This is a genomic window from Chamaesiphon sp. VAR_48_metabat_403, from assembly GCF_031422475.1.
Taxonomy (GTDB): Bacteria; Cyanobacteriota; Cyanobacteriia; order Cyanobacteriales; family Chamaesiphonaceae; genus Chamaesiphon.
In genome coordinates this window covers 1-10,631 of sequence record NZ_JANPLS010000087.1, presented here as the reverse complement: position 1 = coordinate 10,631, position 10,631 = coordinate 1, and the positions used below count along the sequence as shown (strand labels likewise).

Below are 10,631 nucleotides of genomic sequence, written 5' to 3'. Positions count from 1 at the left end.
AAGGCTACGGTGTATACACAAGTTGGTTAGACTTCGTTTCGAGATCTGAATCCCCCAAACCCCCTTTCCAAGGGGGTTGGGGGATTCAGATCTCAAAACGAAGTCAAGCAAACTTGAGTATATACGGTAGCCCGCTAAAGGCAATTAGCTCATCTATTGCCTAATCAACTTAATTTAATATTAAAATTCGACAGTTAATGGCGCGCGGGGGAACGGAATTACATCGCGAATATTCGTCATTCCCGTCATGAATTGTACCAACCGCTCGAATCCCAAACCGAAGCCAGCATGAGGGACGGTACCATAACGCCGCAAATCTAGATACCACCAGTAATCAGCGGGGTTCAAGCCTTGAGCTATCAGCCGCCGTTCCAGCACATCGAGGCGTTCTTCGCGTTGGGAACCGCCAATAATTTCACCGATTTTAGGAGCCAAAATATCCATCGCGGCGACAGTTTTACCATCGTCATTGAGCCGCATGTAGAAGGCTTTAATTTCGACAGGATAATCAGTGAGGATGACAGGCTTTTTAAAAACTTCCTCGGCTAAATAGCGTTCGTGTTCGGATTGAAGATCGAGTCCCCAACTGACGGGATATTCAAATTTTTGTCCCGACTTTTCGAGTAATGCGATCGCATCAGTATAAGTCAGTCGCTCGAATTGATTGTTAATAATATTCTCAGCGGTGGCTAAAACCGATTTATCGATCCGCTCGTTGAAAAATTCCATGTCTGCTTGGCAATTTTCCATCACATACTTAAAGATGTACTGGAGAAACGTTTCGGCTAAATCCATATCTTCCCGCAGATCGCAAAATGCCATCTCCGGCTCGATCATCCAAAATTCAGCCAAGTGGCGCGAAGTATTAGAATTCTCGGCGCGAAAAGTCGGCCCAAACGTGTACACGTTGCTAAATGCCATCGCCATCACTTCAGCTTCTAACTGCCCGCTGACGGTCAAATATGCTGCCTTTCCGAAGAAATCTTGACTGTAATCGATCTGGTTGTCGAGAGTGAGCGGAACTTTTTTGAGATTGAGGGTGGTAACGTTAAACATTTCCCCCGCACCTTCGCAGTCGCTCGCGCTAATAATCGGCGTGTGTACCCACAAAAAGCCGCGCTCTTGGAAAAATTGATGAATGGCTGTGGCACAAGCATTCCGCACTCTAAATACCGCGCTGAGAGTATTGGTACGCGATCGCAAATGCCCGATCTCGCGTAAAAATTCAAAGGAGTGGCGTTTTTTCTGAAGGGGATAAGTTTCGGGATCTGCTTCGCCGTATACTTTAACCGCAATGGCTTTGACTTCTACGCGCTGTCCTTTTGCGGGAGACTCTACCAGTTCGCCCGTAATTTCGATCGATGCGCCCGTGTTAATCTGTTTGAGAATATTGGCATAATCGGGGACATCTTTATCGATAACCGCTTGAATATTCGCCATGCACGAACCATCATTGATATCGACAAAGGCAAATTCTTTAGCTTCGCGCTTACTCCGAATCCATCCCCGCACGGTAACGGCATCTCCGGGATTCCCCCCACGGAGGATTGTAGCAATATAGTTGGTAATCATCTTCGGTCGGGCTTGTAGATCGATGTAGGTTTATCCCACTCTAATAGTCTGCCACAGGAGAAGGGTTTGGGGCGAGGATTGAGAGTCCCCACCCCAAAACCTAAAACCTATCTACATACAACTGTATCCGTCACCCCCGCTCGATCGATCCGATCTGAATTGCTACATTCCGAACCATGCTTGTAAATTCTGATGGTAATCGGCTCCCGATCCGCTGTCGAACCATTTGCCGAAATTGTCATATTTTTACCAGTGGTAAAATCGATCGTCAGCGGTAACTTTCCGATCGCTTGTTCTGTCGTACTACTGCGGGTACGATTGTGTTCGGTCATTGTATAACTTCCCCACAATGTACTTCCTGCCTTCCCACTATATTCCACCTGATAATGCACCTGGTCGCTAAAAGGATTTCCGAAAGTCCGAACGCCAAATAAACTCACACCAGTCACTAACGACCACAAGACATAAACGCTTTTCACAGCTTTGTTAACCCAATGCTACACAGCCTTAATATACCCATCAAATTGGGGGAAAATATGTGTAGAATAATTAAAAAATTCTGTGCTTTATTTTGCTTTGGGGAAGCCAAAGTCGGGGATCGCTAAAATGATGGATTAACCTGATTTTAGATACGAGCGTACCGACTGTTTTTAGGGCAATTCACACTCATTACTGTGGCGTACTGGGTAGAAAATCTCCATCTCGATTTAGAATCGGCTAAGTATTTCTACCACTTCTTATAAGACAAAAATTTACCAGACATAGTAAGTTTGACTCGTTGGCAAAGCCCCTCAGAATGAGGATCGCCTTTAGGATCGACTTCTTTGTCTACATTCATCGTAAAATCGATCGCGCTCATAATGCCATCGCCAAACTTTTCTTGAATGACACTTTTGAGCGGAAATCCATATACCTGGATAATTTCGTAGAAACGGTAAATGAATGGATCTGTGGGTACGATCGGCCCCAAACCTTTGCTAGGATATTCCATTAACAGATCGATATAACCAGGATCTAAGCCTAGAGCCTCGACGAGTAATTTTGCCTCGTCTTCAGATGTCGCCGCTTGGCGATACAATACCGCCGCAATCCAAACTTCATTGCGGTTTAAGATTTTTTCTAAGTCGGCAAAACTCAAACCTTTGGCTTGCTTGGCTGCAAATAAGTGGCGGACGATAGCTGGGAGTTCCATAGTCAATTGTGTAGCAGATCTTACTATTTGCACTTAAATCTAGGTGAGATTGGAGATATAAATAGTTGTCTAGCTTACATTTTGCCCGATCGATCTTCGAAAGTGAACCTTATCGATCGATCGTCAGTCTAAACAATTGTTAGTGAGTGGGTGCTGGTAATGACTGGTATGGAGCGAGATGTGTGGTGGGTGAGGTAGCAATCGGAGTGGAACCTGCTGAAATTGTGGCGGATGAGCTGCTAGTCAAGCGTTGTGTGGATGGAAACGATCGGCACAGCTTTCGGCTATTATACCGTCGCCATCAAGAACGGGTAAGACAAATACTTTATCAGCTTTGCGATCCGCTGTCGTTGGACGATTTGGTACAGGAAGTATTTTTACGTGCTTGGAAGGGATTGCCTAAATTTCGTCAAAGCTCTCAATTTTCTACCTGGCTGTATCGAATTACGTGGAATGTAGCTACCGATCGTCGTCAGATTTTAGCACGCGATCGATCTCGCCTCCAAACGATCGCCCAAAATATTTCCACTCAGCATGACGATCCCGATCCGATTCAGCTCGATTATCAAGATTTAGTCCGCAGAGGATTGGATGCGCTCAGTGAGGATCGTCGATCGGTATTAATATTACACGATTTGGAAGAATTGCCGCAAAAGGAAGTTGCCGAAATTCTCGAAATTCCCGTCGGTACTGTTAAATCTCGGTTGTTTTATGCGCGCGCTGCGATGCGAAAATTCTTAGAATCATCGGGAGTTCAGCTCTAGTTAGCAGTTAATTATCGAGGATGGATAACTATCAACAACTAATCAATAGCAATTATGAACGATCGACCGGATAGAGATCCTAATTTAACTAATTTCTTACGTCAAAATCGATCGATTTCCCCGCCAGGATTGCCCGATTTAGAAGATCGGCTGCTGTTGGAGATCGATCGATTACCAGCTCCAACTAAACCGAAAATATTTAACTCGCGCTGGCGATATCTCATTGGGGGATTTGGGGTGATGACGATCGGGATAATTGGTATGACTATAGATCGGGCGATCGCACCATCCGAGCCGAGTATGGCACAATTAAACGAGCTAAATTTATATCTAGAAGCTCATGTTTCTGGATTAGTCGCTCATCCAGAAAGTACCGGGGAAGATCGCGATACCACTGTCGATTTAGATGCCGATCTTTTGACGATCGATAGTGAAGATATTTAGAGCTATATTTGTCATCCGATTTCGACTTGTGAAATTTGTCCACTGCTAATATTTATCTATGGCGAACACTCGTAAAAAATATTTAATTGTCGCAGCCATCTCGATCTGGATGCTATTTGCTAATGTCGCTCGATCGGCACCAGCTAATCCGAAAGTTATTCATCTTTTGAATCGATTGAGTTTGGGTATCGGTACTGGCGATATCTATCGAGTCCAGAGCCTCGGTATCGATAAATACATCCAACAACAACTCAACCCAGATACGATCGCCGAACCAGCTATTTTGACCGATAAATTAGCTAATTTAGAGACAATTAATCTTTCACCAGTCGAGCTATTTCAACGCTACAATCCCAATCGCCAAGTCAACGGACAACAGCCAACGCAAGCAGTCAGAAAAGTCCAGCAGCAACAGGCAAAACAAGTAACAAATGAAGCGATCGAAGCTAGGCTGTGGCGATCGATTTATAGTCAAAGACAACTCCAAGAAGTAATGGTCGATTTTTGGTACAATCATTTCAATGTCTATGCCGATAAAGGCATCGATAGATTGTGGGTAGGTGCTTACGAACGAGAGGCAATTCGCCCCAATGCACTTGGTAAATTTAGGAACTTGTTAGGTGCGACTGCTAGACACCCGGCAATGTTATTTTATTTAGATAACTGGCAAAATAGCGCGCCTAATGCTAATAAAAAAGGCAGGTTTAAAGGATTAAATGAAAACTATGCCCGTGAATTAATGGAGCTGCATACCTTAGGTGTCGATGGTGGCTACAAACAAGATGATATCGTCGCACTCGCACAGATATTTACTGGTTGGGGATTCAAACAACCCGGACAGAAAATATCCGATGGTTACAGCTTTCAATTTAATACCGATCGACACGATTTTAGTAATAAGTTATTTCTTAAACAGAGCATTACAGGTAGTGGCGTAGCTGAAGGCGATCGGGCACTAGATATCCTCTCAAAACATCCCAGCACTGCCCGTCAGATTAGCTTTAAACTCGCCCAATATTTTGTTGCCGATAATCCACCCAAAAGTCTAATTGACAAGCTCTCTAAACGCTTTATTGCCACCGATGGCGATATTAAATTAGTCCTAGCTACCTTGTTTGATAGTCCAGAATTTTGGAATAGTAAATACTATGGCAAGAAATTTAAAACACCATATCAATATGCAATTTCATCGATCCGATCGACTGGGATGGAGGTTAATAATGTTAAACCATTAAATGATTTTCTCAAACAATTAGGCATGTCGATCTATGGCTGTCCGACACCTAATGGTTATAAAAACACTCAAGAAGCTTGGCTGAACCCCGATAGTATGACGCGCCGGATTAATTATGCGACTAATTTAGCAAACGGTAAATTACCAATTTCTGCATCGATAACTACGGCGGCTAATACGATACCAGCTACCCAAATGGTAAAGATCGATCCGGTTGCTTTAGCAAATACTTTAGGCAATAATTTTTCCACTCGTACTCAGAAAGCAATCTCATCAAGCAGCTCTGAAATTCGCTCGGCATTAATCTTAGGTAGTCCCGAATTTATGAGCAAATAAGTTATCTCCCAATACTTCTCGTTTAAGAACTGCTAGCGACTGAAGTCACCGCACATGAAGCGCAGTCCGCCTACGCGGACTAACTATTTTTGAGATTAACAAAAGAAGTATTGAGTTATCTCCTCCCCCGCTCCCCGCTCCCATCTCCCATCCCCATTTTATGAATCGTCGTCAGTTTCTAATTCAATCTAGCTTATGCTCGGCATCATCCCTAATTAGTATCGGCACTCATGGCTGGGCGGCGCAGAGTATTGCCGCTGTAAACCCCAACCCTCAACGTTTAATTGTTGTCTTCTTGCGAGGTGCGATCGATGGCTTGAATGTAGTAATACCTTACCGCGAGCCTACATATTATACCGATCGTCCGAAAATTGCCATCCCCCAACCCGGACAACCCAACGGCGCACTAGATCTCGACGGCAAATTTGGCTTACATCCAGCCCTCTCGCCGCTCCTCCCCCTCTGGCAACAAAAAAGCCTCGCATTCGTTCATGCGTGCGGCTCCCAGAATGAAACGCGATCGCATTTTGACGCGCAAGATTATCTCGAAAGCGGTACCCCTGGGATTAAATCCACCCGCGACGGTTGGATGAATCGATTATTGGGCATTATCTCAGACAAAAACCCGATTCAAGCAGTCAGCGTCGGCGCGACGACTCCACGCATTTTACTTGGTAAAAGAGCCGTCGCCAATCTCGCATCGGGGCGAAATGCAGGTAATCGCCAGCAAATAGACAAACCCCAAGTAGCCAGTGCCTTCGATCGATTGTATGGCAATAATGACGCGATCGGACGCACTTATCGCGAGGGGAGACTCGCTCGTACCGAATTACTCAAAGATCTCGAAGCCGAAATGAAGATGGCAAATAATGGCGCGACTTTACCCAACGGCTTTCCCGGCGATGCCCAGAGATTAGCCCGCCTGATGGCACTAGATCCGCGCATCCAGATGTCTTTTTTAGCGGTAGGTGGTTGGGATACCCACATCAACCAAGGCGCGAGCCAGGGGCAACTAGCCCGCAATCTGGAGCAATTAGGCAAGGGGTTAATCGCCCTGCAAACCGGATTAGGCGCGGCTTATCAAAATACCACCATCGTGGTAATGTCCGAATTTGGGCGGACAATTAAGGAAAATGGCAATGGTGGCACCGACCACGGACATGGTAACGTGATGTGGTTGCTCGGTGGCGGCATTCGCGGTGGCACTGTCTACGGCAAGTGGGTTGGTTTAGAGCCAGCCCAACGAGATCGAGGGCGAGATTTAGCCGTGACGACGGATTTTCGCGACGTGTTAGGGACGGTATTAACTCGGCGGTTAGCTATAGATGCCAGTAAGTTACAGCAGGTATTTCCAGGATATCAGTCGCAAATGATGGATTTAATCTAGAGCGAAGCAGCTCATGTAGATACCCACACAGAGACAGATCCACCTTGGCAGCGAAACTCTCCCCAGCCGTCAGCATTAGTAATAACTGGCTCTGTTACAGTTGCAGTCAGATCGACATAGGTAGTATCGGGTTTTCCCACATTCATCCATTTTGTCCCAGCATCACCATTACCCATAATTACTGCCATACTTTCAGGATGTTCTAAATCTCCCAATCGCGTCCAACCGATGGTATTTGGGTGGTCGAAATAATCGTGCTGGATACCATAAGCATAGTCGCGACGCACCTGGAGCAGTCGATCGAGTATAGTCCGATGCGACTGGAGTACGATGTCATATTCGTTACCATCTTTGCCTTTGTCGCGATAACTCGCACCGTAATAATCACCATAAAATACGCAAGGATAACCCGCTTCGCGGAGCAAGATCAGTGCGTAGGCTAGCGGTTTAAACCAATTTTCAACAACCGATTCGAGCGATTGGAGCGGTTGGGAATCGTGGTTTTCGACAAAGGTAACGGCCAGTGTAGGTTGATGTCGGACTAGCGAATCATCGAAGATTTGACGCAGATCGTAGTTTTTCCCTTGAATGCCAGCATTATAAAAATTATTGTGTAAAGGTGCATCGAATAGATGAATTTTACCCTCTGTTTCGGCAATAAAGTAATTGAGCGCGTCGAGTTCGTAAGACCAATATTCGCCAACTGTGAATAAATCTTTTTTGGCGTAGCTATTAAGATGTTTCAGCCAATCGTAAAAGAATCTCGCCTCGATATGTTTGACAGCATCCAGCCGCAAGCCATCAATTTTGGTCGTATCCAGACACCATTCGCCCCAGTATTTTAACTCGCCTAATACTTCGGGATGATCCATATCCAAATCGCAACCCATCAGGTAATCGAAATTACCTTTTTCCAGATCGACACTGCGATCGAAAGTTTTATCTTTAACTAAGTAAACAGCCCTTTGCTGCTGATTATCCACGTTATAGTCGATCGCATCAAAATGCCACCAATGCCATTCCATTTTAGAATATTTACCCTTACGCCCTGGAAAGGTAAAATGCGTCCAACCTTCAATTTTTTGATAATTATCGATTGGTTGAAAGCGATTGTTCGGATCGAGGGGAGTCGCTTCAAACTCTTCGGTCGCATCGGCACCCAGACGGTGATTTAAGACGATATCACCATAGATTTGGATACCAACAGCATGAGCGCGTTCGATCGCCCGTGTATACTCATCCTTGGTGCCATACTTAGTCGCTGTCGATCCTTTTTGCTCGAATTCGCCCAAATCGAATAAGTCATAAACAGCATAGCCGACATCATAACCACCATTGGCACCCTTATAAGCAGGTGGCAACCACAAAGCCGTAAATCCAGCAGCAGCTAGTTCTTGGGCATCTAGCGATAATTGATTCCATAGGCTACCTTCAGGCGGTAAATACCAGTGGAAGTATTGCATCATCACCCCATTAACATCTGACATGATTCAGCTCCTAGATCTAGGTCGATGTAGCATTATTATCAAAAAAACTTCAAGCTGTCAACCGCTACGATCGATTCTGCCACCGCCTCAGCCGTCCAATTGCCCTCGCAACCCCGCCCGGTATTCAGAATTAGCCGCAAGCTATATCTACCAGAAAGTCCAGCTAACTGCATCCATACCAACTCACTCTCAGCTTCACAAGCGATGCTTTCTTCGTCCATTAATTCGGCTTCGATCGATCTGATATTAGCTACTAATTGCCCCAACAGCCGACAAAAATCTGCTAGTTCTTCAGCCGTCAGTTCAAACGCCCAATCATCGCCACCAATCAATCCCTGATATTTACCAGCAGGATTCCAACCAATTCGCCACCCAGCACCAGATTTAAGGACTTTTTCCATAATAATTAGGTGAGATTGAGTCGGGGCAATTCATGAATTACCCCTAAGAGGGTGTCTGAAAAGTCTTATTGGCTTCGATCGTAGATCTAAATCCCCCTTAAAAAGGGGGACTTTGACTCTTTCTCCCCCTGCTTGGTGCGCTAATCCGTCGGGAGACCCGACGAACGCGCATCCGCTTTTTAAGGGGGCTGGGGGGATTTAGATCTACGCTTTTCAGACACCCTCTAATTACCGATCCTAATCTCCCAGAATTTCGGGCTGAGTTAACTCGTCAGACATTTCGATAATGGCGCGCATAACAGGTTTTATCGTCGGATCGTCGATATTATCGGATTCGTAACGGTGGCGTTTTTTCGCTCGATTTGCTACTTGAACGGTAATTTTGTAGCGATTAGAAGCTGCACCAATTAGTTCTTCAGCTCGATAAGCAATCTGGATCGAGTCAAAGTGGGCTTGTGCGCGACGCTGAATCATAATTACTCCTAATACAGTAGCAGTGTTATTCTAGTGTACCCGATCGCTCTGCGATTTAGAGGAAAGGGAATAGGGACTAGGGAATAGGGAATATGGGCGACTTTAGATGAGAACGATACTAAAAAAAGTTGTATTTGTACTTTCGCAGGAAGTCTATTGCTATTCACCTCTAAAAATTGCAGCGGCTAGCTCTCGGAACTTGTGCGGATCTCCTTCGGGATGGGTTTGCTCTTGGCGTTTGCGGGCGTAAAGTTTGGCGAGTGTGGTTTGCCAATCGATAGCAATTGCTGGCTCTAATGTCGGTTGCTGAGTCAAAACTTCGTTAATAGCTGTTTGAATCTCTTTTTGAGCCAGCCAAATGCGGGCGATAACGGCTAAATTGTCGTCAGTGTCTACCAATCGATCGAAATGTGTCAAAATTTGACGGGTAATGTCAGGAGCAGAGATAATACTGAAAATAGCCAATTCCTGCAATCCAGTAATCGCCGCATATCTGACTACCCACTCGTGGTCTTGAGAAACGATAACTAATATTGCAATAACTTTTGCCTGTGCTGATGAAAGATCTGCAAGTGGCGACAACTCATCCCAATGAATCGTCCCCAAGCCTCTAGCAGCCGCACGTCTGACGCTGAGTGCAAAGTCATTTTCGGCCGCATCTAATAATAAATCTAATGCTTGCGGATCGCCAATCCCCGCCAGTGCTCTGAGTGCCCAAGCTCTGGCTCCGTAATTATAACCATCTAATAATTCTAATAACGGTTTCACAGCAGGTGTCCCGATCTCGATCAGCCCTTCTACTGCCGCTACGGCTGCCCCAGGATTGTTGTACCCTAAAACGGTAATCAGATTGGGTATCGCCGCTTCTAGACGTGCCTGAGCTAACTTCTCGACAGCTTCTACCATCTTCGTTGATGAATCTGCTGCGGCGATCTCGGCAAGTAAGATTGTGAGTGAGTCAGAATCAGTCATAATTAGCGATCGGTTTGGTTGTTAATTCATCTTCCCATACCTACTAATCGATCGTCAGCCGAAAGCTAATTCCCTCCAGTCGATCGCCAGATTAGTTATTACTCAATTTTACCGCGACAAATAGCCAAAAAAATTCCCTAAGTCAGATCCTCATCGGTCAACGCAATTGCTAACGGATGGAGCTGACTTAGGGTGCCGAACCTGCGTTCTAGCTTAATGCATTGATAGCATAATCCAAGTAGGAATTAGCTTCAACAGCCGCATCGCCAGACAAACCGTGGTTAGATTTGATGTACTTGAGAGCTTCAACGTACCAGCTTGGGGATAAGTCAAAAGTTTTGTTGATTTCTGCCAAACCGCCGAGGAGA

At 45.4% G+C, this 10,631-nt stretch carries 11 protein-coding genes and 1 pseudogene; 4 read left to right on the top strand and 8 right to left on the bottom strand.

All coding sequences use genetic code 11. The annotated features are described in order from the left end of the window. Positions 1-180: 180 nt before the first annotated feature. The 3 genes from asnS to cynS form a co-directional block, all read right to left on the bottom strand. Positions 181-1,572 (bottom strand): asparagine--tRNA ligase, encoded by a 1,392-nt coding sequence (gene asnS, locus RMO79_RS04710; protein ID WP_310481905.1) that lies wholly within the window; start codon positions 1,570-1,572, stop codon positions 181-183. Between the two features lie 107 nt (positions 1,573-1,679). Further along, entirely contained in the window at positions 1,680-2,051 is a 372-nt protein-coding gene (locus RMO79_RS04705; protein ID WP_310481904.1) for a hypothetical protein, read from the bottom strand. 248 nt (positions 2,052-2,299) lie between these two features. Then, complete coding sequence (gene cynS / locus RMO79_RS04700) at positions 2,300-2,764, bottom strand: cyanase (RefSeq protein WP_310481903.1); 465 nt, start codon at positions 2,762-2,764, stop codon at positions 2,300-2,302. 206 nt (positions 2,765-2,970) lie between these two features. On the opposite strand from cynS, the gene RMO79_RS04695 reads away from it, so the two are divergent. The 4 genes from RMO79_RS04695 to RMO79_RS04680 all read left to right on the top strand — a co-directional run bounded on the left by RMO79_RS04695 (position 2,971) and on the right by RMO79_RS04680 (position 6,929). After that, positions 2,971-3,528, top strand: coding sequence for a sigma-70 family RNA polymerase sigma factor (locus RMO79_RS04695; RefSeq protein WP_396136522.1), 558 nt, complete (start codon positions 2,971-2,973; stop codon positions 3,526-3,528). A gap of 54 nt (positions 3,529-3,582) precedes the next feature. Beyond that, a complete protein-coding gene (locus RMO79_RS04690; RefSeq protein WP_310481902.1) occupies positions 3,583-3,972 on the top strand; it encodes a hypothetical protein in 390 nt (129 codons plus the stop codon). A 58-nt stretch (positions 3,973-4,030) separates the two neighbouring features. After that, positions 4,031-5,542, top strand: a complete 1,512-nt coding sequence (locus RMO79_RS04685; protein WP_310481901.1) for a DUF1800 domain-containing protein — start codon at positions 4,031-4,033, stop codon at positions 5,540-5,542. A gap of 160 nt (positions 5,543-5,702) precedes the next feature. Continuing rightward, positions 5,703-6,929 carry a DUF1501 domain-containing protein gene (locus RMO79_RS04680; protein WP_310481900.1) on the top strand — a complete coding sequence of 409 codons (1,227 nt, stop codon included), beginning with the start codon at positions 5,703-5,705 and terminating at the stop codon, positions 6,927-6,929. A gap of 11 nt (positions 6,930-6,940) precedes the next feature. On the opposite strand, the gene RMO79_RS04675 is transcribed toward RMO79_RS04680, so the two are convergent. The 5 genes and pseudogenes from RMO79_RS04675 to RMO79_RS04655 form a co-directional block, all read right to left on the bottom strand. Further along, positions 6,941-8,416: an alpha-amylase gene (locus RMO79_RS04675; RefSeq protein WP_310481899.1), complete on the bottom strand. Its 1,476-nt coding sequence runs from the start codon at positions 8,414-8,416 to the stop codon at positions 6,941-6,943. A 38-nt stretch (positions 8,417-8,454) separates the two neighbouring features. After that, entirely contained in the window at positions 8,455-8,817 is a 363-nt protein-coding gene (locus RMO79_RS04670) for a DUF1818 family protein (RefSeq protein WP_310481898.1), read from the bottom strand. Between the two features lie 237 nt (positions 8,818-9,054). Beyond that, positions 9,055-9,291, bottom strand: coding sequence for a DNA-directed RNA polymerase subunit omega (locus tag RMO79_RS04665; RefSeq protein WP_295613184.1), 237 nt, complete (start codon positions 9,289-9,291; stop codon positions 9,055-9,057). A gap of 159 nt (positions 9,292-9,450) precedes the next feature. After that, positions 9,451-10,263 carry a HEAT repeat domain-containing protein gene (locus RMO79_RS24435; protein ID WP_396136521.1) on the bottom strand — a complete coding sequence of 271 codons (813 nt, stop codon included), beginning with the start codon at positions 10,261-10,263 and terminating at the stop codon, positions 9,451-9,453. A gap of 208 nt (positions 10,264-10,471) precedes the next feature. Next, a pseudogene (locus RMO79_RS04655) lies at positions 10,472-10,631 on the bottom strand (phycocyanin subunit alpha); the annotation flags it as partial.

Bases quoted from the DNA above. Each gene is read 5' to 3' on its own strand.
- RMO79_RS04665 (WP_295613184.1), bottom strand. From the start codon at position 9,291: ATGATTCAGCGTCGCGCACAAGCCCACTTTGACTCGATCCAGATTGCT.
- RMO79_RS04680 (WP_310481900.1), top strand. From the start codon at position 5,703: ATGAATCGTCGTCAGTTTCTAATTCAATCTAGCTTATGCTCGGCATCA.
- cynS (WP_310481903.1), bottom strand. From the start codon at position 2,764: ATGGAACTCCCAGCTATCGTCCGCCACTTATTTGCAGCCAAGCAAGCC.
- asnS (WP_310481905.1), bottom strand. From the start codon at position 1,572: ATGATTACCAACTATATTGCTACAATCCTCCGTGGGGGGAATCCCGGA.
- RMO79_RS04685 (WP_310481901.1), top strand. From the start codon at position 4,031: ATGGCGAACACTCGTAAAAAATATTTAATTGTCGCAGCCATCTCGATC.
- RMO79_RS04690 (WP_310481902.1), top strand. From the start codon at position 3,583: ATGAACGATCGACCGGATAGAGATCCTAATTTAACTAATTTCTTACGT.
- RMO79_RS04670 (WP_310481898.1), bottom strand. From the start codon at position 8,817: ATGGAAAAAGTCCTTAAATCTGGTGCTGGGTGGCGAATTGGTTGGAAT.
- RMO79_RS04675 (WP_310481899.1), bottom strand. From the start codon at position 8,416: ATGTCAGATGTTAATGGGGTGATGATGCAATACTTCCACTGGTATTTA.
- RMO79_RS24435 (WP_396136521.1), bottom strand. From the start codon at position 10,263: ATGACTGATTCTGACTCACTCACAATCTTACTTGCCGAGATCGCCGCA.